The sequence below is a fragment of the Pseudomonas sp. TMW22090 genome, from assembly GCF_022496665.1.
Taxonomy (GTDB): Bacteria; Pseudomonadota; Gammaproteobacteria; order Pseudomonadales; family Pseudomonadaceae; genus Aquipseudomonas; species Aquipseudomonas gregormendelii.
This window is the reverse complement of record NZ_SCFH01000001.1, coordinates 741,517-768,160: the sequence shown is the minus strand read 5'-3', so window position 1 is coordinate 768,160 and position 26,644 is coordinate 741,517. Positions and strand designations below refer to the sequence as shown.

At 53.8% G+C, this 26,644-nt stretch carries 25 protein-coding genes, 1 pseudogene and 2 riboswitches; of the genes and pseudogenes, 16 read left to right on the top strand and 10 right to left on the bottom strand.

Features of this window, described 5'->3' with window-relative positions:
- Window positions 1-314: 314 nt before the first annotated feature.
- A riboswitch (cobalamin riboswitch) is annotated at window positions 315-512 on the top strand.
- Window positions 513-553: 41 nt separating this feature from the next.
- From EQV97_RS03585 to EQV97_RS03560, 6 genes are all read left to right on the top strand, one after another.
- Window positions 554-1,201 carry an energy-coupling factor ABC transporter permease gene (locus tag EQV97_RS03585; protein WP_240888424.1) on the top strand — a complete coding sequence of 216 codons (648 nt, stop codon included), beginning with the start codon at window positions 554-556 and terminating at the stop codon, window positions 1,199-1,201.
- Window positions 1,202-1,299: 98 nt separating this feature from the next.
- A complete protein-coding gene (locus tag EQV97_RS03580) occupies window positions 1,300-1,683 on the top strand; it encodes a DUF2946 domain-containing protein (protein ID WP_240888423.1) in 384 nt (127 codons plus the stop codon).
- A gap of 234 nt (window positions 1,684-1,917) precedes the next feature.
- A complete protein-coding gene (locus EQV97_RS03575) occupies window positions 1,918-2,556 on the top strand; it encodes a putative natural product biosynthesis protein (RefSeq protein WP_240888422.1) in 639 nt (212 codons plus the stop codon).
- Window positions 2,556-2,969 carry a DUF2946 domain-containing protein gene (locus EQV97_RS03570; protein WP_346769710.1) on the top strand — a complete coding sequence of 138 codons (414 nt, stop codon included), beginning with the start codon at window positions 2,556-2,558 and terminating at the stop codon, window positions 2,967-2,969. Before EQV97_RS03575 ends, EQV97_RS03570 begins: the two co-directional genes overlap by 1 nt.
- Window positions 2,970-3,065: 96 nt before the next feature.
- The gene (locus EQV97_RS03565) at window positions 3,066-5,252 is read left to right on the top strand and encodes a TonB-dependent siderophore receptor (protein ID WP_240888421.1); all 2,187 of its coding nucleotides are present in this window, start codon (window positions 3,066-3,068) and stop codon (window positions 5,250-5,252) included.
- 10 nt (window positions 5,253-5,262) lie between these two features.
- Window positions 5,263-6,093, top strand: coding sequence for a DJ-1/PfpI family protein (locus EQV97_RS03560; RefSeq protein WP_240888420.1), 831 nt, complete (start codon window positions 5,263-5,265; stop codon window positions 6,091-6,093).
- Window positions 6,094-6,177: 84 nt separating this feature from the next.
- Here EQV97_RS03560 and EQV97_RS03555 read toward each other — a convergent pair whose 3' ends face one another.
- The 6 genes from EQV97_RS03555 to EQV97_RS03530 all read right to left on the bottom strand — a co-directional run bounded on the left by EQV97_RS03555 (window position 6,178) and on the right by EQV97_RS03530 (window position 12,812).
- Window positions 6,178-6,465 (bottom strand): c-type cytochrome, encoded by a 288-nt coding sequence (locus EQV97_RS03555; protein ID WP_122557269.1) that lies wholly within the window; start codon window positions 6,463-6,465, stop codon window positions 6,178-6,180.
- 510 nt (window positions 6,466-6,975) lie between these two features.
- Entirely contained in the window at window positions 6,976-7,350 is a 375-nt protein-coding gene (gene copC, locus EQV97_RS03550) for a copper homeostasis periplasmic binding protein CopC (RefSeq protein WP_240888419.1), read from the bottom strand.
- A 92-nt stretch (window positions 7,351-7,442) separates the two neighbouring features.
- Complete coding sequence (locus tag EQV97_RS03545; RefSeq protein ID WP_240888418.1) at window positions 7,443-9,524, bottom strand: TonB-dependent receptor; 2,082 nt, start codon at window positions 9,522-9,524, stop codon at window positions 7,443-7,445.
- 112 nt (window positions 9,525-9,636) lie between these two features.
- Window positions 9,637-10,026 (bottom strand): DUF2946 domain-containing protein, encoded by a 390-nt coding sequence (locus EQV97_RS03540; RefSeq protein ID WP_240888672.1) that lies wholly within the window; start codon window positions 10,024-10,026, stop codon window positions 9,637-9,639.
- Between the two features lie 233 nt (window positions 10,027-10,259).
- Window positions 10,260-12,296 carry a TonB-dependent receptor gene (locus EQV97_RS03535; RefSeq protein ID WP_240888417.1) on the bottom strand — a complete coding sequence of 679 codons (2,037 nt, stop codon included), beginning with the start codon at window positions 12,294-12,296 and terminating at the stop codon, window positions 10,260-10,262.
- Between the two features lie 138 nt (window positions 12,297-12,434).
- The gene (locus EQV97_RS03530; RefSeq protein ID WP_240888416.1) at window positions 12,435-12,812 is read right to left on the bottom strand and encodes a DUF2946 domain-containing protein; all 378 of its coding nucleotides are present in this window, start codon (window positions 12,810-12,812) and stop codon (window positions 12,435-12,437) included.
- Between the two features lie 188 nt (window positions 12,813-13,000).
- Window positions 13,001-13,062: riboswitch (Fluoride riboswitch) on the top strand.
- 142 nt (window positions 13,063-13,204) lie between these two features.
- On the opposite strand from EQV97_RS03530, the gene crcB reads away from it, so the two are divergent.
- Together crcB and EQV97_RS03520 are read left to right on the top strand one after the other, a co-directional pair.
- The gene (gene crcB, locus EQV97_RS03525) at window positions 13,205-13,588 is read left to right on the top strand and encodes a fluoride efflux transporter CrcB (protein ID WP_240888415.1); all 384 of its coding nucleotides are present in this window, start codon (window positions 13,205-13,207) and stop codon (window positions 13,586-13,588) included.
- A 10-nt stretch (window positions 13,589-13,598) separates the two neighbouring features.
- Window positions 13,599-13,931: a DUF190 domain-containing protein gene (locus EQV97_RS03520; protein WP_240888414.1), complete on the top strand. Its 333-nt coding sequence runs from the start codon at window positions 13,599-13,601 to the stop codon at window positions 13,929-13,931.
- A gap of 559 nt (window positions 13,932-14,490) precedes the next feature.
- Here the strand turns inward: EQV97_RS03520 and EQV97_RS03515 are convergent.
- On the bottom strand, window positions 14,491-14,700 hold the full coding sequence (locus EQV97_RS03515) for a hypothetical protein (protein WP_240888413.1): 210 nt from the start codon (window positions 14,698-14,700) through the stop codon (window positions 14,491-14,493).
- Between the two features lie 823 nt (window positions 14,701-15,523).
- Between EQV97_RS03515 and EQV97_RS03510 the strand changes: the two genes are divergently transcribed.
- From EQV97_RS03510 to EQV97_RS03500, 3 genes are read left to right on the top strand one after another with little or no spacing between them, the layout of a single operon-like run.
- A complete protein-coding gene (locus tag EQV97_RS03510; RefSeq protein ID WP_240888412.1) occupies window positions 15,524-16,012 on the top strand; it encodes a type VI secretion system tube protein Hcp in 489 nt (162 codons plus the stop codon).
- A 9-nt stretch (window positions 16,013-16,021) separates the two neighbouring features.
- Entirely contained in the window at window positions 16,022-16,999 is a 978-nt protein-coding gene (locus tag EQV97_RS03505; RefSeq protein ID WP_240888411.1) for a hypothetical protein, read from the top strand.
- A complete protein-coding gene (locus EQV97_RS03500; RefSeq protein ID WP_240888410.1) occupies window positions 16,996-17,361 on the top strand; it encodes a hypothetical protein in 366 nt (121 codons plus the stop codon). Before EQV97_RS03505 ends, EQV97_RS03500 begins: the two co-directional genes overlap by 4 nt.
- A gap of 10 nt (window positions 17,362-17,371) precedes the next feature.
- Here EQV97_RS03500 and EQV97_RS03495 read toward each other — a convergent pair.
- Window positions 17,372-17,909: pseudogene (locus EQV97_RS03495) on the bottom strand (transposase); the annotation flags it as partial.
- 147 nt (window positions 17,910-18,056) lie between these two features.
- On the bottom strand, window positions 18,057-19,013 hold the full coding sequence (locus tag EQV97_RS03490) for a LysR family transcriptional regulator (RefSeq protein ID WP_240888409.1): 957 nt from the start codon (window positions 19,011-19,013) through the stop codon (window positions 18,057-18,059).
- 136 nt (window positions 19,014-19,149) lie between these two features.
- On the opposite strand from EQV97_RS03490, the gene EQV97_RS03485 reads away from it, so the two are divergent.
- On the top strand, window positions 19,150-20,208 hold the full coding sequence (locus EQV97_RS03485) for an SDR family oxidoreductase (RefSeq protein WP_240888408.1): 1,059 nt from the start codon (window positions 19,150-19,152) through the stop codon (window positions 20,206-20,208).
- A 491-nt stretch (window positions 20,209-20,699) separates the two neighbouring features.
- On the opposite strand, the gene EQV97_RS03480 is transcribed toward EQV97_RS03485, so the two are convergent.
- Complete coding sequence (locus EQV97_RS03480; RefSeq protein WP_240888407.1) at window positions 20,700-21,611, bottom strand: LysR family transcriptional regulator; 912 nt, start codon at window positions 21,609-21,611, stop codon at window positions 20,700-20,702.
- Between the two features lie 127 nt (window positions 21,612-21,738).
- On the opposite strand from EQV97_RS03480, the gene EQV97_RS03475 reads away from it, so the two are divergent.
- The 4 genes from EQV97_RS03475 to EQV97_RS03460 all read left to right on the top strand — a co-directional run bounded on the left by EQV97_RS03475 (window position 21,739) and on the right by EQV97_RS03460 (window position 26,595).
- Complete coding sequence (locus EQV97_RS03475) at window positions 21,739-23,046, top strand: MFS transporter (protein ID WP_240888406.1); 1,308 nt, start codon at window positions 21,739-21,741, stop codon at window positions 23,044-23,046.
- A 26-nt stretch (window positions 23,047-23,072) separates the two neighbouring features.
- A complete protein-coding gene (locus EQV97_RS03470; protein ID WP_240888405.1) occupies window positions 23,073-24,578 on the top strand; it encodes a M81 family metallopeptidase in 1,506 nt (501 codons plus the stop codon).
- A gap of 268 nt (window positions 24,579-24,846) precedes the next feature.
- On the top strand, window positions 24,847-26,154 hold the full coding sequence (locus EQV97_RS03465; RefSeq protein ID WP_240888404.1) for an OprD family porin: 1,308 nt from the start codon (window positions 24,847-24,849) through the stop codon (window positions 26,152-26,154).
- 177 nt (window positions 26,155-26,331) lie between these two features.
- Window positions 26,332-26,595, top strand: coding sequence for a hypothetical protein (locus EQV97_RS03460; RefSeq protein ID WP_240888403.1), 264 nt, complete (start codon window positions 26,332-26,334; stop codon window positions 26,593-26,595).
- Window positions 26,596-26,644 lie beyond the last annotated feature (49 nt).

Sequence of the window (26,644 nt, the reverse complement as noted above, 5' to 3'; positions counted from 1 at the left end):
ATTTGGTTGAGGTTTAACGCAGAAGCATTTCTAGTTCCAGACGAACCGTCCGAGCGTATTTGAGCTACTGTCGGAAGTGCGTCAGGTGAAACCCAATCATGCCTACTGAGCATTTGTTCTGACCGACTCGTGGAGGGGCAAAAAGTCTAACGACACCTGTCACCTTTAATAACCTGCGACAGTCTGGCGCAGGCATTGCCCTAAGTCCGATAAAACATGCCTATCGAGTCGCCTGAGGCAGACTGTCGCACGTTGTTCCGTGGAACCTTGTCGGAAAGACTACTCGCCTCGTGCGCAGACCGTGCAAAACCCTTAATCTGTTGACGCTTTGTGGTTTCACCTTTTGGTGAAGCAATAGGGAAGCAGGTACGCCCTTTGGCCATTCCTGCGCTGCCCCCGCAACTGTGAACGGTTAGCTCTCTCGTCTATGCCACTGGCCTATAACGGCTGGGAAGGCGCGGGAGGGTGTTGAGCTGTGAGCCAGGAGACCTGCCACAAGTGCTGCCGAATATCCCGGCAGTTTTCAGACCCGCATCCCTCGGAGGGAGAACTGATGCATATCGAACCCGGCGTGCTCAATGCCGCCAAAGTGCTGTACGCCAACGCCGCTGCAATCGCTACGCTGGCGGCGTTTTCGCCGAAGCTGTTACGCCCCGATAACCTGATTAAGACGATACTCGCCGCCGCGTTTTTCTCGGTGTTCATGGAAGTATTCCATTTGCCGGTCGGCGCTTCTGAATTGCATTTCGTCGGTGCTTCCGCCGTCTACGTCATCTTCGGCTTTATCCCCACGCTGTTTGGTTTTGCCATTGGCCTGTTGTTGCAAGGATTGTTGTTCGAACCGCAGGATCTAGTGCACCTAGGGGTCAACTCGTTGTCTTTGATGTTGCCGCTGATTGCCGCCCACGGCTTGCTGGGACGCCGCTTTTTCGACGTTGCCGGACGCAGCATTCGTTGGGCTGAAGTGGTCAAGTTCGATGCGCTGTATTACACCGGTGTGGTAGTGATGGTGGGTTTCTGGTTGTCCATGGGCGAGGAGCCAACCCCTCTGAGTAACTGGGCGCTGTTCGCCGTTTCGTACTTGCCACTGGTGTTATGCGAGCCGTTGTTCACCTGCCTGGTTGCGAGGACGCTTAAGCGCTATGCCGACAACACCTTTGTCGAGCGCTTCACCTGTGTGAAATCACTGAAAGTCGCATAATTTCCCCGTGCCCCATCGTCTAGGTATTTCTGGGCGGTGGGTTTGAACGACATCTTTCGATCTTCAACCCCGCTTGCTTGGGTGTTAATGTCGCTGCCATGAAATTGTCCCTATCAAACCGCTCGCTCGTTGCCTGGACGCTATATTTCTGCGTCCTGTTCAACGTGTTTGCCTGCGGTTTGGGACATGGGCAGATGAGCGGGCTCGAACTCAATGGAGTCGGCGGTCAGTTTTGCTCTGCACTGGGCAGCAAGAGCCCGATTCAGAAAACGGACTTCACTGACCAGTCAACTGGTGGCTGGGCCGGTAGTCTGTCGTGCCCTATCTGTTCAGCGGTGACATTGAGCATCGCCTTTCTATTTTGCCTGACCTGGCTGCTGCGAATCAGACAAAAGCCGCAGCCCAGCCGCGAGCTGCGCTGCAAGGCACCTCCTCGATACTCTTGGCCCTCGGCCAACCCTCGCGCTTCCCCTCAGATTTGACGCCTGTGAGTGGCCGGCTTGATTTGCCCGCCATCGCTTGTTTTTTCGTCGTCCGTTTTACGCCGGCTGTCGCTGATGCGACCAAGGGTGGACGCCGTTCAACCGTCTCGGGAAGGACATCCGTATGTCTCTTGTTATTGATCATCCAAGTTCCAGGTTTAGTTTTTCCGAAAGGATCACTGTCTGTATTACTGCATTCCGTAAGTCGCAAGCGGTTGTGGCACGGAGGTTGGTATGCGCTCTGTAGCCATTCCTTCAGGGGCTTCGCGGCTGGTCAGTAAGGCGTCGCGTGTGAGCAGTCGTGGCGACTTCCTGTTGCCGTTTCCTGACTACCCCAGTAATGCACGCTGTTTTGTTCACTTGGATGCCCGGTTGCTGCCTTACTGGCATACGTTGTTCGATGTGTGTCCTGGGTTGCTCAAGTTAGATCCACCGGACGGCTTGAACATATTTCGAAGTTTCATGACCTGGGCATACCGCAATCATCCACCTCTGAACTGGACTTACTACCTGAGTGTTTGTCGCTGGTTACTCAACTCGACCTACCAGAAGCAAATACACGAGGAACACATCGACTCCTTCATGACTGCGGCGGCGGCTCGTTGGATAAATACTGACGATAGCCAAGCTCGCGGGCTGGTCTTGGCTTGGCAGGGTTCGCCTATGAGGGTGTTTGACTGGAAGGTAGCCCCCCGTTCTGTCGCCGGCGTTGACCCCGAAAAAGAGGAATTTCCCCCGACGCCTTGGGACTTCGCCTGGTGCCCTCTTACAGGAAAGGGAGGCGCTGGCTTTCGCCGCTGGTTGCCTATCCCCGGATACGAGCCACAGGCCCAGCCTTTGAAGGCTGTCCGTGATAAGCAGAAGTCCTGCTAGTGCATAAGCGCTACATCATCGGAGCATGGCTGAGTCTGTTCGCCATGCTGATGATTTTTGCCGGCCCGCTGATCAGTCAGGGGATCAGCCTTGCCCATGGCCAAAGTCAGCAAATGGGTATGTCAGGCATGGAATGCCACGACATGCCTGGCATGAGTCAGATGACTCATCACGGCTCTGCTGACAAACACCATGACCTGATCGTGTGGGAAAAGTGCGGGTACTGCTCACTGCTGTTCCAACACCCTGCACTCATCGAGTCGAATCTGCCCAGCTTCCGGCTTAATGCTCCACCGCTACGCCATCTTTATGCTCGCCTCACCGCACAGCCAGCAGCGCCACCAGTTTTTCCTGGTGCTCGAAGCCGAGCGCCACCGGTTCAACCTTTGAACGTCACCGCTACTTTTTGCTGAAAACGAATTGCCGACCTGCGTCACGTGCTCTTGTGGGCCGTGTTGCCGAATCGTCATGAACGTTCAGCCAATACCTGACTTTCATCGGAAGATCCCATGTACCCGACCAAGAACGAGCCGCTGCTTCACATTGACCTGTCGCGTTTGCGTTGGCGCCATGCCTCCTACATGGTTCTAGGGCTGGCATTACCAGTAATCGCCCAAGCTGCACAGCCGCAGGACGGCACCGGAGATGCAACACAAACAACCAAACGGTTACAGACCTGGACGTTGGAGCCTATAAACGTTTCTGGGGAGCGCGAAGGCTATACCGCACCAAGCTCTGCTTCAGCCACGCGCACCGACACACCCTTGATCGAAGTCCCGCAGTCGGTACAGGTCGTCACTCAATCGATGATCAAAGAGCAGGACAGCCATTCGCTTACTGATGCGCTGGTCAACGTCTCAGGAGTCAGAGCGACAAAGCCTCAAGAGGCACTGTTCGCCCAGCCTATCGTGCGCGGATTTCCGGCGGAAATTTACATGAATGGGCTACCTGCATTCGGAGGTACGGCGGCCAGTATCGACCCAACCAGCCTCATTGGCACCGAACGCGTCGAGGTACTCAAAGGCCCGACATCAGCGCTTTACGGCGGCGGAATTGGCGCGCCGCTAGGTGGCTTGATCAACGTGATTTCCAAGCGCCCTGAAGCTGAGCCCAGTGCCTTACTGTCAATGCGCACAGGCAGTTTCGGCACGGTGAATCCTTCGATGGATCTCAACACACCCATCGGCGACAAGGTTGTCGCACGGATTTCCGCTGACTATCAGGAAAACGATAGCTGGATTGATCACGTCAATGGCCATCAATGGTCGATACAGCCAAGCATTGCGTTCCAGCTTTCGCCAGAGACCGAGCTATTGCTGCGTGGTCAGTACGAGGATCGTAGCCAGCTCGAATATTCCGGCCTACCAGCCGCCCAAGCATTGAGCGGGCAGATTGATCGCAATGCATTCCCAGGGGCTACAAGTGGACAGCCTCACACCACCATCGAGAATCGAACAACGACTGCCCAGCTCACGCATGAGCTTAGCGACGACACGCGAATGACCGTCACCGCTCAGTATTACGAGGGTAGGGTTCGCGACTATGGCAGTTTTGTTTATCCGGAACTTCTCGGCCCAAGTCCTGCGACGCCAACGGTCTACCCGATATTCAAGCTTTACCTGCCCACGAACATCCGGGAAAACACCCTCGATACCAACCTGGCATCCAGAATCGAAGCGCTGGGCGGCAACCACGAACTACTGATAGGAGCCAGCTACGACCGTACCGATTTCACCTCGGCCATGTCCGGCGCGGAGCTCATCGGTGAGCTTGACCTTGCCAATCCGGCATATGGGATTTCCTACGGCGCGACACCCGAAATAATGGTGTCCCAGACCAACCGTTACGAAACAAAGGCTCTTTATGTTCAGGATCAGGCAACCTATGGCCGCTTCCACCTTTTGGGGTCGTTGCGAGTGACCCAGCTTGATCTCAAGCAGCAAGAGCAGGGCGTTGATACTTCCTATCACCGTGTTACGCCACGGTTTGGCATCACCTATGACCTGACCGAAAGTCTTGCGCTCTACGCGGCGTATTCCACCGGTTTCAGGGGGGCGTTCAACTTCACTGGTCGCGAAACTCCCAAGCCTGAGCTCTCTCGCAACTATGAGGCGGGCATTAAGCTGGCTTTCAAAGATCTCGGCATTTCCGGCACGCTCGCGGTGTTCGAACAGACGCGCCGTAATGTGTCCACTCCCGATCCTGACCCTAACTACTCGATTCTGGGTTATTCGGTGCAGAGCGGCGAACAACGCGCTCGCGGGGTAGAAGCGGATCTGGTCTGGGAACCGATCCCCGCTCTTTCGTTACTGGCCAACTATGCCTATACCCAGGCAGAAGTCACAGAGGACAGCTCGATTCCGGTCGGTGACGGACTGCCTCGAGTACCACGGCACAGCGGTCGCCTCGCAGCCCGTTATCGAATACTCGATGGCGCCGCGAAGGGGCTGGGCTTCGGTGCTGGTATCACAGCACTCAGTTCCCGTGAGTTAACCCTGCCCAATACGGTATCCGCACCAGGCTATGCACTGCTGGATGCGCAGACTTCCTACGACTTCGACCGATACACGATCTCAGTTTCGGCGGTAAACCTGACAGGTCGCAAAGTCTTTGAGACCTATCAATATTTGGGGTCTCCCCTGGTATTACCTACTCAACCACGTTCGGCTTACCTGACGCTGACAGCCAGCTTCTGAGGACACCATCATGATTGATAACCAACGTCGTAAATTAGTGATTGGCGCACTCCTAGCTCCCTTGGCGGCAAGCGTTCACTTCAAGGCTTTGGCTGCTGACAAAACCACGCAAGAGCACCACATGTCTGACATGGGCCCCGACATGGACAAAGTGCCTTGGATGGGCGACGAGCAAATCGCAATGTTGATCTACCCAGGCATGACAGTAATGGATCTGATTGGCCCGCACTGCATGTTTGGTTCGCTCATGGGGGCCACGATTCATATTGTTGCCAAGTCGCTTGATCCGGTAACCAGCGATGCGGGTTTAACGATTATACCGACCGCCACCTTCGACACCTGTCCTCGCGACCTGACTGTGCTTTTCACACCAGGCGGCACGGATGGCACCCTGGCAGCGGCCTCTGACCCCGAGACTCTGGCCTTCATGGCTGATCGCGGGTCGCGTGCGAAATATGTCACCAGTGTCTGCTCTGGCTCGCTAATTCTCGGCGCGGCTGGGCTGTTAAAAGGTTACAAGGCAACCTCTCACTGGTCGTGCCGCGAGGCATTAGCCGGGTTTGAAGCAATCCCCACCGAGGCTCGCGTTGTGCGCGACCGCAACAGAGTCACGGGCGCAGGCGTAACAGCGGGGTTGGACTTCGGCTTGGCTATGGTCGCGGAACTGCGCGATCAGACCTATGCAGAATGTACGCAGTTAATGAGTGAGTACGATCCCGATCCGCCGTTCAACGCAGGATCAATGAAGACCGCTCCGCCGAAGGTAAAGGCAGCCATGATCCAGATGGCAGTGGACTTTACGAAGAAGGCAGAGGCGCTCGCCAGCGCGGCGAAAGGCTAAGATTTGTGGTGCGGGGTATGCGGTAGTTCCGCACTTACGGATATGAGCTGGTGGGGGCAGCAAGCTGCCTCCCTACCGCGACCCTTACTTCGACATCCACGCAATTACGGCCTTGTAGTCTTCGGCGCTACAGTCCATGCACAGGCCCCGCGCCGGCATTGCATTAAAGCCTTCGGTCACGTGTTTGACTAATACATCGGTGCCCTGCTCAAGGCGGGGTTTCCATGCCGCTTGATCACCTTTTTTTGGTGCCATAGGTAACTGGCCGCTATGGCACATGGTGCAGGCGCGGTTGAATACCGCTTCAGGCTCTTGGGCGGCATAAGCGGTAGAGAATGCGAGTAAACAGGCTGCTGCCAATACTTTCTTCACGGTCGACCTCATGGGACATTTTATAATCAGGCGGCGCCTTCGGAATGACAGAGTCCATCCGTGGCACATGAGCATTGCCGACGCATTTGCCGTTTGGCAGAAAGCACATCAGCAGGGCATTTTGAGTTTAGTGAGGGCGTATCGAGACCCCAAATGCGACAGGCCGCCGCACCTGGCGACCTAGCTAATGAACCGTAGCTCGCTTGAGGGGGGGCGAGCGTCACCTGTGGCAGGTTGTCGCAGACCAGTGTGTCAGTGGATGCATGCTACATTTAATGCCGACGCGGTGATTTCTCTTGGCAGGGTTAACGTCGTGTCACTGAGTGCCATGGCCTGAAAGGGCCGTGGCACTTTTCTTTTCTCTAAGTAGCTCACTCCCGCATACGATATCTGCGCTCCTTGTTTACTGATTCTCCAGCAGACTCATCTCCAGCTTTTCTTTGAAAGCGCCTCAAAGAAAAGGCCCACAGCGTGGGCCTCGTTAACTTCAGTCGAGCTTACCGATCAAGATCACTTGCCCACGGTGAAACCGTAGTCGCCATCACTTTTGTGGGTATCAACCGAAACGGCATGCCATTCAACCTTGTACTTTCCGGCTGCCAGCGGCTTCTCAGGTGTGACGATCAGTGTTTTCTGGTCGCCAGGAGCGGTTTCGATGCTTTTGACCGCAACTGCGGAGCCATCGCCAGTGATGATAACTTTGGTGAACTTGGCTTCGACACCCTCAGAGAACACCAGACGCAGCTCCTGCGGTGCACTTACCGTGCTATCAGCAGCCGGCGTTTCACTCTTAAGGTGGGCATGGGCAAACACTGAAGTGGCCGTTGCAAGGGATGCAAGCAACGCCACGGAGGTCAGGATTTTTTTCGCAAAATGAGCTGGCATCTTTATTACCTATGGTTAACGACGAGTAAAGGTTTGCTGCGAATTCGTACTCTGTATCGCTGAGGCCAGATGGGCCCCAGCGGTTATCCACATCAGAAGTCAAGAGTAAGCCCGGCGTACAAAGCACGCCCATCACCTGGTGAGTGCAGGGATGCTTGGGCACCATCCGGGTCGTACCAAACGTATTCATAATAGCGGTTGGTGAGGTTTTTCAACTGTAGATCGACGCTCACCGATTTGGTCACTTTGTAGGTCGCGCCGAGGTTCATCAGAACGTATCCGCCATACATCCCTTTGGTGTTTTCTCGCTCCAGGTAGTAGTTAGTCTGGCCATTCATCCAGGCCGTCAGCTGTAGCGCAGGTGTCGCTTCATAGCTGATCCCGGCGTTGTAAAGGTGATGGGGGATATGGTCGATTTCCTGACCTTTGCTATTGGGCAAAGTGGCGCTTGGCTGGAGTATTTTCGAATACTGCCAAGAGTAGGCCATCCATGTTTCAGTGCGTTCGTTAGGGTGTAGGTTCATCTGCAGGTCATAACCCCACCGTCGCGTTTCACCGACGTTGTCAGACTCGCCGCTCGGGTCGTTGAGGCGGCGACTGACTTCACCCGAGGCTTCTTGCTGCCAGTAGGCGACGCGACCATCAATCCAGTCCGCCGGGGTGAACTTGATGCCTGTTTCCCAGCCTTCATTGATTGAAGGTGCCAGATCGGTATCTCTTGGCGGGATTTTGTAGGCTGCCGCGCCGGTGCCAACTTGGAAGGTACGGCCCCAGTTGGCATAAAAACTGGCCACGTCCCACGGCGAGTAGACCACGCTAAGCTTGGGCTGTTTGATCAGGCCATAATCGTTGATGTCGTAATCCAGGTCGGTCATTTCGTTGGTGAAATCACCCTGGATTTTGTCGACTCGATACGCCGGAACGATCTTCAACGACTCGAAAGGTTTGATCTCTGCCTGGACGTAAGCACCATAGGTGTCGAAATCAAACTGTTGATCGCGTGTCTGTGCCAGGCGGGCACGGTTTTTTGTGCGGTAGCGCTCACTCTCGTTCTGCTGCTGTTGTAGGTCTGCACCGCCCTCCAGGGCAAAGTCATACAGCCAGCTGACTTCCGGGCGCCAGGTTAGGGAGGTGAGGGCTCCGTACTGTGTTTCGTAGGCATCGCGTTCCTGCTGGGAGGTGGTGCGCCAATACTGTGTCCATCGTCGGTCATCGAAGGTGTTGACGTAGGTCTTCGCTGACCAGGCGAGCGTATCAGCCAGGTCAGTATCGAAATGCAGAATGACCTGATTCATGCGCCGCGTGCCCTTGTCTGTGGCGTTATAGCTGTTGGTCATGCTCGGATGATGACGGGCATCGTCTTCGGTCAAATAGCCGGGCTCCTGTGCCTCAGCTTCGTAGTGACGGGCAATCAGACCAATGCGGTAGCTGTCATCGTCGGGCGTATAGAACCACTTGCCAGACATCGAGTATCGGTCGGCTTCGGCATGATCCCGATAGCCGTCGGATTTTTGATAAGCGAAGAAGTAGTTTTGCGTCCAATTGCTGCTTTCTATGCCCTTGGCGAGTTGGGTTTCCTGGGTATTGAAACTGCCGTAGCGAATGCGCGCCTTACTGTAGTCACCGCCTGTACGGGTCAGCATGTTGACGTTACCGGCGATGTTATTCAGACCATATCGCGCATCACTGGTGCCCCGGACAACCTCAATGCTGTCCAGCTCCATAGGGAAAATCATGTCCATGAACGGCATGTTGCCGTCGTTGCTGTTGCTCGGAATCCCGTCTATCAACAGCTTCACGGCATTCACTTCGCCTTCGCCGTTAAAGCCACGGAAGGAGATTTTCCCTGAGGTCGTGCCCTGGTTGAACTCCGTGAGCATCACCCCTGGAGCTCGGCTGAACAACTCCCAGCTGTAATTGACTGGCATCTTTTCCAAGATATCTCCCCCGAGGATATCCACCGAGCTGAGTACACTGCTGGTACTCAAGGGGCCGCTGGCTGTGCCCTGAACGTTCACGGTGCCCAGAGTCAGAATTGAATCTTCGCTTTTGCTGGTTTCGGCCAATGCCAAGGACAACGGGCTTATTGCAAAGAGGCCTAGCGACAGCAGCGGCCATAGTGAACGGGACACAGACAAAGGCTTTGCCTGAGGCAAAGTAAATGGAGCAGGCATAACGCACACTTCCTGATGACCAAGAAACTTCAAGGGCGTTTAGCGATCACGACAGGGCCGCTAAAAATTGGTAATGAAGACAACGCAGGACTTATGTCAGCGGTGTTGATGATCAGGCGAGGGGAGACGCGCGCGGGCTCAGGCTGGGCCAACGAATCCTGGGATGCAGCGTCGGCAGTTCTGGATTGTCGAGGGACGTATCAGGCGTGTATCGCGGTAGGAAATGTCTGTAGTAGTCAGACGGAAGCGCTGCCATTCCGGCATGGCCACAGCAGCAATCGCCGTGTTGCATGACAGTTTTAGACGGGGCCGGCTGGAGAGCATCGATCAGCTTGTCGAACCCTGGAGGCAATGCTTGTGAGGCACTTCCTGAGCAGAATCCACCCCAAAGCATCAGTTGCATATCCGGTGTCTGCATAGCGCGGCTCAGCGGCATGGCAAACATGTTTAGCAACACGGCCAGACAGGCGATCCAAGGGCTTATGCGTTTCAACGAGGACATGAACAAGGTCGGCAAAGAAGGGCGGCCATTTAGCCGGAATTCAGGGAGGATGTAAAAGTCGCTAAACGCGCTATTTTGCCGCAGGTAAAAGCTGAGCGATGAGCAACTTCGTCTCCGGGCATAAGACACGTACCAGGCTAAATGCATCCAAAAATGAACCGGCTGCTGGTGGGCCCTATTCAACAAGGCAGCGTCCACGAAGACACTGCCTTGGCTCAGACTGGAGCGCGCTATTACATCCGCCACTCCAGACCAAAAAACAGGCTTCGGCCATCGCCAGGCAGGAACTGAGCACTGTCTTGCCCATTTGCGTCGGCGATCACCCCGGTGGTGGCTGCGTAGGTCTTGTCGGAGAGGTTGCGGCCTTCAACAAAGAAGCCCAAGCCCTGCGCTGGTCGGTATCCACCTTTCAGCCCCCAAATGGCATAACCGTCTGCATACAAGGTTTCAGCCTCGTCGACATTGTAGTGGTTGGGTACCCATTCAAATGTCGGGCCGGCGTACCAGCCTTGTAGCTGCCACAGGGCCTCGCCCTTGATGAATTGCCGAGGGATCCCGGCCAGTCGATTATCGCCGTAGACCTTGTCATCGTCGAAGCGGAAGTCGTTCAACAGGTACTGTCCACGCAAAACGAACTGGCCAAAGGTCAATGCTCCCCCTAGCTCAATACCTTGGTGAATCGTATGGTCGGCATTCACCGTTCCCAGTGGTTGGCCACTGCTGTCGTTGAGTGCGAGCAATTCGTCGCGGATCTCGCTGCGGTAAACCGCAAAGTCCAGGTCGAGATTGTTTCGAGACCAGCGCATACCGGCTTCCAAAGTATTTGCCTTCTGCTCGTCGTTTTTCGTCACGACTTGCCCTCCAGTTAGTTCGGAGAACGTTGGCGGCTCGATACTTTGGCTCAAGTTGGCAAAGAGCTGTATACCTTCAGCTAAGTCATGGAGTATGCCAATGCGGCCTATGTGACCTTGGTAAGTCTCGCTGAACGATTCATCCTGAGGCAAGCAGAAGGCCGAGACAAAAGCGTTGCACTTGAAGCGGTCGTCGACTTCGCGTTGCTGGTGCAACCAGGCAACACCTGCGATCACAGCCCAGCGTTGCGCGACGGGGATCTCTAGTTCGCCAAAGGCATTGAGGTTGCGCGCTGTCTGGTGAAGCTCGTTGACCTTGCGACCTTTGTGCCCGGTAACGTTGACGTATCGAGAGTCCCAGTTACGTCCTTGACTCGCCTCCACGCCGGCTGTAGAGCGCCAACCTTGCTCGTTCTGCCACTTGTGTGAGAGACGTGCACCGTAGTCTTCACTATTGATGTCCAGTACTTGGAAGATCGGGTGGAACAACGACTTCTCGCTGTAGTAAGTGGCCAGTTCCAAACTGTGCCCATCGTCCAGCTGTAAGGTACTGATATTGCCGATCCGGTTGAGGGTGAAATCGCGCTGCTGATCACCGCTGATGCTGTCCGCTGAAGCCTGTTTGGGGTCATTACGCATCTGAGCCTTGGTCAGGTTGCCGGGCAGATCCGAGTCGGTCTCCACATGGGTCAGGTAGAAACGGGTCGACAGGCGTTCGTTGATGCGACCGCCGAGGTTGGCGAAATAGCGCTGATTATCCTGCCTGGAATGGTCGCGGTAGCCGTCCTGATTGGAGTCGGAAACACTCAAAAAACCATCCCAATTCCCGAAGTCCTGTGCGAACGCACCGTATCGACGTTGATAGCCAAAACTGCCTCCTTCGTAGCGCACGTCTACAGGCGGAGCGGTCTTTCCGGTGGGTGTCACGAAGTTGATTGCTCCACCAAGGTTGGTTGCCCCATAACGCCAAGCATTGGCACCACGCAGCACCTCTATATGGTCAGCGGCCAGTGGTTCGATGGTCTGGAAGTCGAAACTGCCATCGGCCAGATTGACGGGGGCGCCATCCTGCATCAATAGCAGACCGCGCCCGTGGAAAGTACGTTGCAATCCCGAACCCCTGATTGAGAGTCGGGCTTCTTCTGCGCCAAAACGCGGCTGAATGAAGACACCGGTGGCGAGCCCGAGCGCATCCTGCAAGGTACTGCTGCGACCAGTCTTGTAGGTCTCAGCATCGACCACTGAGGCACCGCCGGGGATATGTGAAAAGTCAGCGCGTTTTTCAGCAATGCTCGGTGCTGTCGGGTCACTACGGTACTCGCCCTTGATTTGGGTTTCTCCTAGTTCGACGTGATCGGCCTGCGCACAGGGAATGAGGCCCAGGCTTAAAGCCAGGCTCAAGAACGGCGTACGGTTCATGGGTTGCTCCTTGGATCTAATTTTAGGTGTTCGAATCGGCAGACAGCATCGTTCCCTGTCGAGCAGACAAAGCTGCACCGCTCAGACAGGCACGATCAGATACCCGCAGCGAAGTGCGGGAGAGGGATAGCGATGGAGTTAAGGGGAAGCGCGGGGGTTGGCGGGGGGCCAGGTGAAGCGAGGGCAAGTGCTTTCGCGTTGTTGGCGATACTTGAATGTTTTGCGATGGGAGCGAAGCAGCCAGCTGAGGCAGAACAGCATGGTGATGTTTAAAGTGAATGCGCTACAAAGCGGACAGCCCATGGTTGGCATCAAGCCCGGATTTTTCGAATCGTCCGATTTTTCGCCCAGACCGACACCGGTATGGTTGTCAACAGAACAAAAGAGACCGCCGATTCCATTTAGCTCCAGACCACTTTGTTCTCCATGACTGAAGCTGCAAGCCAATGCACTGAACAGGACGCATGCATAGAGCATCCAGGCGATCAGCGCGCGATGACTTCGAACAACACTCATGGCATTGGCTCATGGTTACGGGGGCTTTATTCTTATTCATCATAGACGCAGATTTTGCATATTCGCCAGTCGTCTTAAGGAGAATGGAGTAATCAAATTCAGGCGCCTTCGTCAGCCATGCTGGAGACTCGGTTACGGTGGAATTCGAGTTCTTAGCATCTTGAATATCCAACCGGTGCTGCTATAGGATGAAGACAGGAGATGGCATTCCTCCTTTAACCGCCTTTGTGCTGATGATGCCTACGTGAACCCTGGACAGGGTGCGTAGGTGTGTCTCCCTGTCCTCCAATTCAGGACAGGATCGTGACCTCTATTCTCATATCAGTTCGCTCTCGTAATCTGCGGTTATCAGCCGCTCCTCGGCTCTACCAGCCCAGAGGAGAATTTCATCCATGCTGAAATCACTTCTCGTTATCGCCATCGGCGCGTCCCTTGGTGCCTGGTTGCGTTGGATCTTGGGCATGGAGCTCAATGCCCTGTTCCCTACAATTCCCCCAGGTACTGTGGTCGCCAATATGGTCGGGGGCTACATCATTGGCCTCGCAATAGCGGTTTTGGCCGCATCCCCCTCCCTAAGCCCTGAGTGGCGCCTGCTGATCATCACGGGTTTCTGTGGGGGACTTACCACCTTGTCCACTTTTTCAGCCGAAACAGTCGCCCTGATTCAGGAAGGCAGATTACTGTGGGCACTCGGCTCGATTTCGTTGCACGTCGTGGGCTCGTTGGCGATGACGGCTGCCGGGCTTCTGTCCTATCAAATGATTGGCACGCGCTGAGGAGATGAAAATGAAAGGTTTTCTGGTGATTTTCTTTACCCAGCAGAACCGTCGTTACCAAGGAAAGATGCTCGGTGACTGGATTGTTGATTTGGCGAACGACATGGGTTTGCGTGGTGCGACCCTGTCTACGGGTATTGAGGGTTTTGGACACACGGGCCGGCTACATTCCTCGCATTTTTTTGAGTTGGCAGATCAGCCGACGGAGATTCGAATGGCTATCACCGAGGAGGAATCCGAAAGGTTATTCAAACGATTGGAAATTGAGGATATTTCGGTTTTCTACATAAAAACCCCCATCGAGATGGGCACTGTCGGAAAAAGCCCACCTAACCCCCTCTGACAGCTGCCGATTGAAGCTTTCAACGAATCATGACGCTTACCTTCGCAGGAAGGACGGCTTAACAGTAGGTGACGTGTTGAGCCATTTTTCCTTAATTAGTTGCTGCGTGCCGGCTACCGCAACCATAATGCCAACGACTACCCTCCGCCATTTCACGGTAAAAGCCCCGCCTCGCGCGAGACTTTTATCGCAAACTTGCGTCCTTAAATTTCCGGAAACCCAGAGGGCTAGTCGTGCTTTTGACCGCTTGAGAATGAGCTTTGGACATCATCTAAGGCCTGCCATGGGAGTATCCCCAAAGAAGCCTTCGCGCAGCCTGGCCCGTGGGGAAATGTTTTGTCTCTGTCCAGTTCCGCCTGCTCGGCATGGCAAGTCTTGCACCTGACCACTCCCTGATCGATCGCCCAGCTTGAGTGCCATTCAAGAAGTTTTTCTGTCGGTGTCATGGAACAACGCTCTCAGGCGAGATTGGCAAATCAGTGTGCTCTGTTCGGATGACAAGACCGAAGTCACAGCAGTTCAATTGACCGTCTGCTTTTGGATTTTAGCTGCCTGTTGATCACTCCGGAGCCATCAACATTGCGAGCGTCATATTGATGAATTCTTCATTTTTGCTGATCGTGCCCAGCGCTCCACGAACGTTGTCGGCGACTTCAGCAGATCCGCGCTGCTCAACCCAAAGCGTCAATTCCATAATGGTCGCCTCAAGCGCGAGTTGGTTCTGATTGATCTTGAATAGTAGGGATGGGAGCAGGTCTGAGCTTGGCATCGCGAATCCTCCGTGGAAAGTCAGCGTAGCAGCAGTAAAGTTTTCAGGAATGGATGATCGTCAAACAAGTAGATGTGCGAGGCCAGGGCAGATCACGAGCCTTTTTTACGATGCTTCCGATCGACTCATGTCCGCTCGTGCTGCTTATCGGAAATTGACTGCGGTCGCTTGCGATGGTGGCTCATGGCCGCTAATAGTGAGGAGGTGCTTGGAGAGGATGTGAAGATGATTTCGAGATTTGTTGTTGTCCCTGCAATCCCAACGGAAACGGGATCAATGCGTAACGGATCGCGCTTTTACTGCCAGACTGCTCCAATAGGCTTCAACCTCTATGACAATGAGGAGAAGCTTCGGCTGAAGTCTACCTATCAGACCCGAGAAGAAGCCGAGGGAGAGTGTCAGCGGCTAAACCTTGAGGGGCTTCAAAGCATCCTTTCAGAGCAGGAATCCGTGACTGCGCTATAGGCATTCACTCCCGCATAGTCATCAGGCGCCCAGTTTCCAAAATGAGTGGATCAGGAGCTCGCAAAAGCACGACCGACATCACTTTGACGGGGATGGTCTGCATTCAGGAGCGAACAATCAGCGTCTGCCTCCACCCTGACTTTGAACACCCCATGCGTGCTAGCTGAACCTTAAATTCATAATCGCGGCTGCGCGCTCGCCTCTGCGCAGCTGCCCGCGGAGAATCAGCTCTCTAGCTCATATGCCCATGACTTTATTCGGTAGAGGTGGCGCTTTTGTATGAGGGAACATTTTGGTGACGCAACAGTCATAACCATTCACCAGGTTTCAACCCAACTATTACCAAGGAGAGGTAAGCATGTCCTTCGACGCTTTCATCCAATTTGACGATATCGCTGGCGAATCGCTGGATGACCAGTACACCAACTGGATCGAGATCACGAGCTACAACTTCGGCGTCAATCAAAGCACCTCTGCCACCGCGAGTTCTTCTGGCGGTGCAACTTCAGGGCGTACGACCCTGACCAATTTTACCTTCACCAAGTTTCTCGACATCGCCAGCTGCAAACTGCTGGAAGCGAGCTGTGTGGGTCAACATTTCAAAGAAGTTAAGCTCGTGCTTTGTCGGGCAGGCACGGACAAGCTTAAGTACTACGAAATTGTATTGGAGGAGGTGATTATTGCCGACTACTCGCAGAACGCCAGTTCGGGCGTTCCCATCGAAGTCATTCAGTTGAATTACGGGCGCATCAAAACCACGTACACCCGGCAGAAACGTTCCGATGGTAGCGCTGGCGGTAATGTGGCCGGGGGCTGGGATCGGATCAACAATAAGAAGTACGCGTGAGGAAAGGCGATGTCTGAAGCACGGAGCTTCATCAACCCACGAACCCAGTCGTACCAGTCGTTGAAAGCTAGCACACCGGTGTCGGGGTATGCCAAAGGCAAATTTGATGTCTTGAATGCGCATATTGCCACCAGTGTGGTCATGGCCGGGGAGCTTGTTATTGTGGGCGACGCCAGTACGCCATCTTGCACTAGCCAAGAAGCGTTCCTGATGGCCAAGGCTGCTCAGGTGCATAGAGATCTGCTGACCAGCGGGGTGGAGGGGGATGATTTTTTCCTGGAACACTTCGACTTGCTGCAGAGCGTACTGGCCAATGCCTCAATCGGAGCGGGTGCAGCCAGTGATGGGTGGAGCAAACACCTGGGAAATATCAAGGTCACACTTGAGGAGATCGAGAAACTACACCGCGATTACCTCGGCTCTGGCACCCTGAGTGCCCGCGACACGTTTTACGCCAAGCGCACCGCTTTGTTCATAAAGCTCGAAAAGCAGTTGGGGAACGTTGCCGCGTATGGCTCAGGGTTACGTAACGAGGGAAAGATCAAGCAGGCATTGGGTATCTCGACCCGCAGCTACCTCCATACAGGCGAGATCGCCGGCTATGCCGACAAAGTGTCTGGCATTGCCAGAGCGTCGAATCTAATCAAGAAAGGCACTTATATTGGTACTGCGCTGGATGTGGCGTCCACAGGCTTGTCGATTCATAAAGCCTGCACGTTGGGCCGGGAGGAACAATGCCGCCGCGCCAAATATGTCGAAAGTTCGACATTGATGGGGAGCTTGGCGGGCGGCAGCGCCGGGGGGTATGTGGGCGGTATGGCTGGCACTGCTGTTTGTGCCGTAGTTCTGGGGGTCAGTACAGGCGGCCCTGGAGCACTAGCTTGTGCTGTCGTCGGTGGTGCAGCGGGCGGTAAGCTCTTCGGTGATTTCGGGAGCAAGGCAGGCGAGATGCTGGGTGACTTTTTGTATGGTGAGGTATCGGAGTGAATGAAGTTGCCCCTGGATTGATCGCGTTGCTGATCATTGCACCCATGATGCTGGCTATGGTCGTACAGTGCTACATTGCACATAAATACACTGAGCGCTTTGAGTCGTTTCTTACGAATTGCATCTTCGTGACCGGCAATAAAAATACATTTCAACATGCAGGTTTGTTGGGCAAGGTCATGCGCACCGGGTTGATCTCAATGGTGCTGGCTGCACCAAGGATCTTTGTGCGCAGGAAGTTAATTGATTTCGATGAAGTTAAACGCTTCCCGCCGCGCATGAGACGACTGCTGGTGAGTCTGTTAGGCATCCACATCCTTTTGCTCGCTGCGCTGGCCATATTCAATTATGCACAGCCCTGAATCTTATGAGTCAGGCTGGCATCCACTGATGCAGAAGCAACCGGTCAATCTCTCTCGCCTGCTGCGTCGGCAGCCGCGTCAGCACATCTTTTAGATAAGCATGCGGATCATGCCCTTTCAGTCGTGCAGTTTTGGATCAAACTCATGATCGCCACCGCCCTTTTCCCGCTGCGCAACGACCTTGCGAAGAGCCAGTTCTTGCGTCCAAGCGCCCATGGCCGGATCTGGTTCTCGGCCCAATTGTTGTCAATGGGCACGGCCCCGTTATCAAGGTAGCGCGACAGCGCTGCCCGGCGTTTCAGGCTGTAATCGAGCGCTCTGCTGATCGCTGAACCTTCGGGCACAAGATCACGTTGGGCGAGCATTCAGGCATGCAGCCTATCCATCACCGTCACGGCTTTTTCTTGCCGTATTCGGCGCCGTAAATCCGGCTCCAGGTCGCGGACTTCGTACTCGATTTCGTACAACCGCTGTATGTAGCGCATGGCTTGCTCGGCCAGCGTGCTTTTATTGGTAGAGTGCAGTTCGAAGAATTTGCGCCGTGCATTGATGACTGCTGTTATGCCATAGGGCATGCGAGGGGCTGCTTCTGGCTATCTTCAGCGTTTCACCACGGGCAGCAATCGACCCATTGCGGACTAAGTGGCGCTCCAGTGAGCATATGTGGCCAGGTGGGCATTTACGAAGCACATATTTTACCAAGCATCGCCCATCCGCTTTTCATCAGGCCCCTGACCATGTTCCAGCCTTTTGAGTTGTACGTTCGCGACCAGATAATCGAGAAAAACACGAACCCGTAACGGCATCTGCGTGCCTTGGCCGAGAAATACCGCATGGACGGGATCAATGTCTCCAGGGTTGAAGGCTTGCAGTATCGGCAAAAGTTTTCCTGATTCAATGTCGTCAACCACTTGGAATTCATCGAGACGAGCCAAGCCTACTCCTGCCAGTGCTAGCTGGCGAAGAGCCTCACCGTCACTCGCCGTCACATTACCCGCTGGCGAGACAATCCATTGCGAGCCATTCACGATGAAAGGCCAGCCTTTCAGTGTGCGTGTGTAACCGAAGTCCAAGCGGTTATGGCGGGTCAGGTCTTCTGGCACGGTCGGCAGGCCATGGCGCTCCAGATACTGGGGAGCTGCGACGACGACCATCCGTGTTTCGCCGAGCCTTCTCGCCACCAGGCGCGAACTTTCCAGCGGGCCGTGACGTATCGCAACGTCGGTGCGCTCCTCAATCAGATTCACCACTTGATCCGTGAGTACGATATCCAGCTCTATACCTGTGTAGCGCGAGAGGAATTCGGGGATGAGGGGTAATAAAACTCCTCGGGCAAAAGGCACACTGGCACTGACCCTGAGAAGCCCCCGTGGATCGCCCTGTCCGGAGGTGCTGCGTTCAGCATCCTCCACATCCGCAAGAATTCTGACGCACTGTTCATAGAACGAATGGCCTTCCGGCGTGGGCGTCAGTCGCCGAGTCGTTCGGTTTAGCAAGCGTGCCTGAAGGCGAGTCTCCAGGCGGGATAGCAACTTGCTGACCGCCGAGGGTGTCATGCGGAAGTCCCGCGCCGCCAACGAAAAATTGCCGAGTTCTATAACCCGGACGAACACTTCCATCTCTGCCAGACGGTTGATATCCCAACGTGCCATTGTGAATTTATGTCATATAAGCCATTCGTGATAGCAGTCTATATCACAGATCATCCCGTGGGCATCATCTCTCTCAACCCCGTGTACAAGGACGGAAGGAGAAATAAATGATCAGAATTCGAAATGGTGAGGCAGCATGAACCCGACTATGGCAAACCCCAAGGTCGCGCTTGTCGTCGGCGCGAACGGCATCATCGGCCATGCCCTGGCAGAGGAACTCAAGCGCGAAGGTTGGCGGGTCAGGGCGCTGGATCGCCGAGCCGTCGTGGGTACCGAGACAATACTGGCGGATCTCACGGATGCCGATGCCGTGGCCATCGCGGTGAACGCTGTCCGAGACACGACTCATGTTTTTTACGCGGCCTTCAGTCCTGATCCGGATCTGGCGGTGGAAGCAAGTCGCAATGCCAACATGCTGGCCAATGTGCTGGATGGACTTGAGCAGGCGAATTCCGCTCTTCAGCGCGTGGTCATCTATCAGGGCTTCAAAATTTACGGCTCTCACCTCGGCGCGAAGGTTCGCACGCCCGCACTGGAAAGCGATGCGGGGCATATGCCACCGAACCTGTACCTTGCACAGGAAGCCCAGCTTAGAAAGCGTGCCGAACACAGCCGCTGGGATTACGTGGCGCTGCGTCCCGATCTGGTGGTCGGGGATATCTACGGCAACACGATGAATATCGCGCTGGTCATCGGCGTTTTCACCGAGCTGTCCCGTGCGCTGGATATCCCGTTGCGATTTCCCGGCACCGATAAAGCCTACGGTCAGCTGCTGCAATTCACCGATGCCGGGTTACTGGCACGGGCCAGTGTCTGGGCTGCACTCAGCGACTCTGCTGGTGGAGAGGCTTTCAACGTCGCCAACGGCGACATTTTCCGCTGGGAGCGTATGTGGCAAGACACGGCCAAACATTTCGGGATGGAAACGGCGTCTCCGGTTCCGTTGACGCTTGCACGCCACATGCCCGACAAGGCCGCGCTGTGGCGGGAAATCGCCGATCGCCACAATTTGATCCAGCCTGATCTGGGCAAGTTGGTCGGCTGGGGATTCGGAGATTTCATCTTTCACACCGAGACGGACATCATCTCGGATACGAACAAAATCTACCGGTACGGATTTACTGAAAGGGTCGACTCGAAAGCCTCGCTGTTCGATGCGCTGGATAGCCTCAAGAAGCAGCGAGTGCTTCCGTAGAGAGATCAGTAGTCGTTTGGATTGCCGCTGGTTTACGCAATCTCGCCAGCGGCAATTCTGCGCTTGAGAAGCGCAGCAAAGATAAAGTCTCTACTGACCGCTATTGGCCGATCTCTGCCGGTCGCGAGAGGCAGAAAACGACCCAAAGCTGCCTGTTGTAGAAGCGCTTATCCGGTGATCAGTGAAGCCAAGCGGAATTGAACCAGTTGCCGAGATATCACTGACCCAGTCTGATTCTTCGCGAACCATTGCCTGTGCTGGATTTGTGCCGACTTGTGGGTGGGGCAGTTTTTTACCGGTACATGGGCCAATTCGACATTGGCGTCTACAAATCCTGACCTTTAGGGCTATCGCATCCGCTTAAAAATACGTGGACGCCAATACGGGAGTTCGGAAGGTGTGTTGGCGGGACGCTTACTACTAAGGTGATGGCTTTGAGGGGGCTTGAAAAATATTAGTGTCCTCGGCTCGTATGAATTTATCTTCGGCATTTATTTATTGAATATAAATATCCGTTCTTTGATCCATTTTATAAGTTCTTCTGCACCAACAGATTGGGGCTTTCTTTTTTTAACTAGAAGACGAGCATATATGTTTTGGAATAGTGGGTGATCGATTGATCGAGTAACAAGATCTCCGCTAATCATATCGTTAAAGGCGGAAAATTCGCTCATCATCGTTACCGCATCTCCGCTCATCACATAACGTCGGAGAGCGGTAAGAGAGTTCGTTACCATGGCCGGTCGAATGGATAGATTTTCTGTATGTGTTACGAGCTGAATAATCTGTCCTAATCCGTATTGAAGCGGCATCACAGCTAACGGGTAACGCATTATCTCTTCGAATTTCAGAGGTTCACTGAGATGCGTAAGCGGATGATCTGATCGCATGAGCAATCGAACAGGTTGCAGTGATGATGCGCGATAGGTGACTTCAGGATGCGCAGGTGGATTGTACGCGAGGCCGATATGGGCTGCGCTCTGAACTACTTCCTCCAGAACGCTCTTGACCGGAAGTACATCTAGACTGATACGAATACCAGGATAGGTGGCAGTGAAATCCCTCAAAACATTGTCGATCAGCAAGTCGATGAACCCCTCGCTGGTAACGATACGGACTTCACCCTCCCTTAACCCCTTCAATCCTCGCAAGCGGTCTTCAAGATGCTCTTGTTGTGCCTGGCAGCCACGCCAGAACTCCAAGAGAAGGTGGGCTGCTTCAGTAGGAAGCACTCCACGTGCTTGCCTTTCAAACAATATAGTTTCCACTTCCTCTTCCAGAAGTTGGATTTGCCGGGTGATAACTGAAGGTGCCGTGTTCAGGTTTTCGGCTGCCCCACGAATGGAACCGCTGGACAGAACCTCATAGAAATACCGCATTCGGCGTTGATTCAGATCTCTCACAAAAAATCCTCCCCTTGCATGACCGTTGCCCTCAGAGCAACGATAACATCAAAAAGTTGCTCTTGCTTGCCTTGCCATTCCGCCTGAATATCAATCGCACAATAAAAACGCCTACAGCGGAGGCAGTATGCAAAATTGCATCAATCCATCGAGCGAGCTATCGACCATCTATCGGAAAATAGACTGGCGGTTATTACCCTTTTTGCTCCTATGTTACGTAGTGGCGTATCTGGATCGGGTAAATGTGGGATTTGCCAAGCTTCAGATGCAAAGCGATCTAAGTTTATCTGACGCGGCTTATGGACTTGGTGCCGGAATTTTTTTCATAGGCTATGCCTTGTTCGAAACCCCTAGCAATTTGCTATTGCCCAAGATCGGAGCGCGCAAGACGCTCAGCCGGGTAATGATTTTGTGGGGTATCACATCTGCATGCATGGTTTTCGTCGAAAGCGAGAGATCATTTTACGTGCTGCGTTTTTTCCTCGGAGTCTTTGAGGCGGGTTTCGCTCCCGGAATGATTTTTTACCTTACTTATTGGTATGGCCGTGAACGGTTAGGCAGAGTGATGGCGATCGTTATGCTTGCGGGGCCACTGGGCGGCATATTTGGGGCCCCTTTGTCCGCGTGGATCATGACCACCTTCGCAGGTTTCCACGGCTTGGCCGGATGGCAGTGGATGTTTTTTCTGGAGGCATTACCGGCTGTAGTGTTAGGTCTCATAGCGTTGAAAGTTCTTAGCGATAAACCCTCGGTCGCGCCTTGGTTGAGTGCGCGTGAAAAACAAGTGCTGAATGCGCATATCGGTGAAGGGCAGGGAGCCCACCATTCATTTGTACAAGTGTTAAAAGACCCTCGTGTGTATCTAATGGCGGCTGGTTATTTCTGCTTGATTTGCGGAATTTACACCATGAGCTTTTGGCTGCCATCCATTCTGAAGGATGCAGGCGTTCAAGGTGTCATGCAGATCGGCCTGTACTCAGCGATTCCATATGTGGGTGCGATGGCAGGGATGTTGGTCTTTGGTCGTACATCAGATTACTTTTTTGAGCGGCGTTGGCATACCGCTGTACCGGCGTTAATTGCAGCCATTTGTTTAATGGGGTCTGTGATTTACAAGAATGAGTTTGTTTTTGCACTCACTTTCTTGACGCTTGCTACGACCATGATGTGGGTTGCTTATACAGTGTTCTGGGCAATTCCTTCGCAATACTTCAAAGGTGACACTGCTGCGGGTGGTATCGCAGTTATTAACACCATTGGGTTAACGGGCGGGTTTCTCAGTCCCACGGTGATCGGTTATGCCAAGTCCATCACTGGCAACTCTGATTCAGGTCTTCTGGTCATGGCTGCAATTCTAATAGTGGGTTCATTGATACTTGCCGCCAACAAGCCGCAACGTGTTCAGCAAAAAGTTTGCATTACACAGCCTGTCTAAAAATTTCAACGAGGCGTTTAATAGCCATGACATATCGAATTCTGATCGCTGGTTTTCAACACGAAACTAATACGTTCGCGCCCTCCAAAGCTGAATATGAGAATTTTGTCAGGGGTGAAGGTTTTCCTCAGATGGTAAGAGGCGTTGAGATGTTGGAGCTTCGGAATGTTAATATTCCGGCAGGCGGGTTTCTGATTGAAGCAGAGCGCTTGGGCTATGAAGTAGTCCCGGTGATCTGGGCTGGAGCCAGTCCATCCGCGCATGTTACTCAAGAGACCTACGACCGCATTACCGATGAAATCATAAAGGCCGCTGCAAACGAAGCAATCGACGGTATATATCTAGACTTGCATGGGGCTATGGTTGCCGAACATACGGACGACGGAGAAGGAACGCTCCTAGCTCGGCTGCGAGCTGTTGTCGGCCAGGATATTCCGATAGTCGTATCTTTGGATTTACACGCTAATGTTACTGAGTTGATGCTCAACCACGCAGATGCAATGGTTGCATTTCGTACTTATCCCCACGTGGATATGGCTGATACTGGCGCACGAGCTGCCAAATTACTTGAGTTGCGGCTCCGTTCGGGAAAACTGCATTGCGAGAGCCTGCGACTCCCTTTCCTGATCCCGATAAACGGGATGTGCACGCTCATGGATCCAGCACGAAGCCTTTACGACCAATTAGAACACCTTGAGTCCGAAGGTCTTTCATTGTCATTTACTCCAGGCTTTCCGGCTGCTGATTTCGAGGAGTGTGGGCCGGTTATCTGGGGTTATGGAACAGACAGGCAAGCGATCAAGGCTGCTGTCGCTGTCCTTTATAAAAAGGTAGTGGGGGAGGAGGATCAGTGGGAAGTACCTTTCCTGCTCCCGGACGAAGCAGTGCTCCGAGCAATGACATTAGCAGAAACCGCTCAGCGTCCAATTGTCATTGCCGATACCCAAGACAACCCGGGAGCAGGCGGGGATTCGAACACAACAGGAATGCTTAAAGCACTCATTAAACACGGTGCTACTAATGCCGCCGTAGGATTGCTTTATGACCCGGCAGCAGTTCAGTCCGCCATTGCAGCCGGGGTAGGCGGTTTCATTGAGATAACGCTGGGGGGACAGTCAGGTGCACTGGGCGATAGTCCCTTGCAGGGGCGCTTTGAAGTAATGCATCTATCCGATGGCCGCTGTCGTTTTGCAGGCCCCATGATGAATGGCATGGAGGTTGATGTGGGGCCTGTTGCATGCTTGAAAATCGGGGGAGTGAAGGTTGCTGTCAGCTCTGGTAAATGTCAGATGCTGGACAGGAATTTGTATCGGATAGCAGGTATAGAACCAGAAAAAATGAGTGTACTGGTTAACAAAAGCTCTGTTCATTTCCGGGCCGATTTCGCGCCGATTGCCGACCAAATACTCGTTGCCAAAGCGCCTGGGCCCATGACAGCGGATCCTGCGGACATTCCATGGAAAAGACTTCGTGAGGGAATCAGGCTAAAACCCAATGGGCCTTCATTCCACAGCCCTGCACTCCGCGCTTAATGACCGTTTCCAAATTAGGTATTGAACTGCATTAACGTTAAATGGCGTAAGGGGACGTTCGCCTGGATTAAAAATACTTCCTGATCTATCTGGAGTCAGAAAGTGGATTACACCAGTAGATAAGATAGAAGGTATTCCAGTTGTGCATATTAAGTTGATGCATTTGCGTTAGCGAACGCTGCGTGGGATTCGTGTGTGTTGCGTTGGTGTGGAAGATTTTCTTGTAGCTTCTGTTATTTAACAATTATAAAAAATCGGAGCGTTATAAGTGAGCGTAAATAAAATATCTGCAACTTTGATGTTTGGCAGCATTGCCATGAGTAGCCAGGTGTTTGCTGACTTCCTAAGTGATAGCAAAGCTACGTTAGGAATGAGGAACTTCTACTTCAATAATGACAACCGTGATGGCACCGCTGTCCCTTCGAAAACCGAAGAGTGGGCGCAGGGTTTCATGCTGGACGTTAAGTCGGGATATACTGATGGTACCGTTGGTTTTGGTGTCGATGCCTTGGGGTTGCTGGGTGTTACCCTGGACACAGGCAAGGGACGCCACGTCGGCAGCTCTATGATTCCCTCTGACAGTGATAACCGCGCCGTCGATGAGTGGAGTCGGTTGGGGTTGACCGGAAAAGTCAAAATATCGAAGACCAACCTGCGCTACGGTACCTTGATTCCGAAACTTCCGATTCTGGTCGCCAACGATGGACGGGTGCTTCCACAAACCTTCGACGGCAGCCAAGTCACCTCGAGCGAGTTCAAGGATCTGACTCTGACCGGTGGGCGAATTGAACATGCAACAGGTCGCGGTTCAACTGATCAGACGGGGCTGGCCGCTCTGGGAGGTACGCGTGAAAGCAACCAGTTCGACTTCGCCGGGGGCGACTGGAAAGTCACCAAGGATCTAACGGCTCAGTACTACTATGCCCATCTCGAAAACTACTACACTCAGCAGTTTTTCGGGCTGATTCACACGCTTGCGTTCTCGGACAACCAATCCCTGAAAACCGACCTGCGCTATTTCAACACTGACTCGTCAGGTGAAAACAACTCCGGTACATCAGGTTACAGAATCAGTGGCTACACCAAAAACGGTGATGGCGTGATCGACAACCGTACCTGGAGTGCTGCATTGATTTACAGCCTTGGCGGCCATGCGATAACTGCGGGCTACCAAAGCGTTTCGGACGGTAGCAGCTTCACCCAGCTCAACCAGGGTGGTTTGGTAGATAAAGGCGCCGGAGGCAGCAGCGTGTACCTGTATACAGACCGTCTGATCCAGAGTTTCACCCGCGCAGGGGAGCGTACGTCATTCGGTCAGTACGCCTATGACTTTGCTGCCCTGGGTGTCCCTGGACTGAAAGCCTCGGTCGTATACCTCTCCGGGGACAATATCAAGACGAGATCCGGTGACAATCAGAAAGAATGGGAAAGGGATATTTTTCTCGACTACGTCCTTCAGTCAGGGGCGCTCAAAGGTGTTGGATTCGGTTGGCGTAACGGTAAATCCAATAGTGAAGCCGCCCGTGATCAAGATCAGAATCGGGTTTTTGTAAGCTACAGCATTCCGCTTCTCTAAGGGCGCAGCATATGCTCTTGCTGAATCGCACCACTCGCACCACTCGCGGCGTCGCGCCCACCGAAGCAGGGCAACTGCTCTTGTAGACCCTCGCACTTGCGCTCGACGAACAGGATGCAAGCAGGCGCCCTGAGTGAGCTGGGCGGTAAGCCCGCTGGAACAATACGAATAACCTCAGTGGAACACGCAGCCAAAACCATCCTGTGGCCGGTGCTGCGGGAGTTGATGATCACTTACCCCACCTCCCAGGCCGATATCACTTTGGACTATGGGTTGACGGACATCGTTGCCGAACGCATTGATGCCCGCGTCCGCCTTGGTGAGTACGTCGATAAAGACAGGGACGGGCTTAAGCTGAGACAAATCATGACAGAGCACCATGCTTCTCATCGTAGGAAGGGCGGTTTAGCAGTAGGTGCCGTGTTAAGCCCTTTTTCCTAAAGTCGCTACTTCGGGCCAACAGGGCCCGGCTGAACTTTTGGTGTGCCTG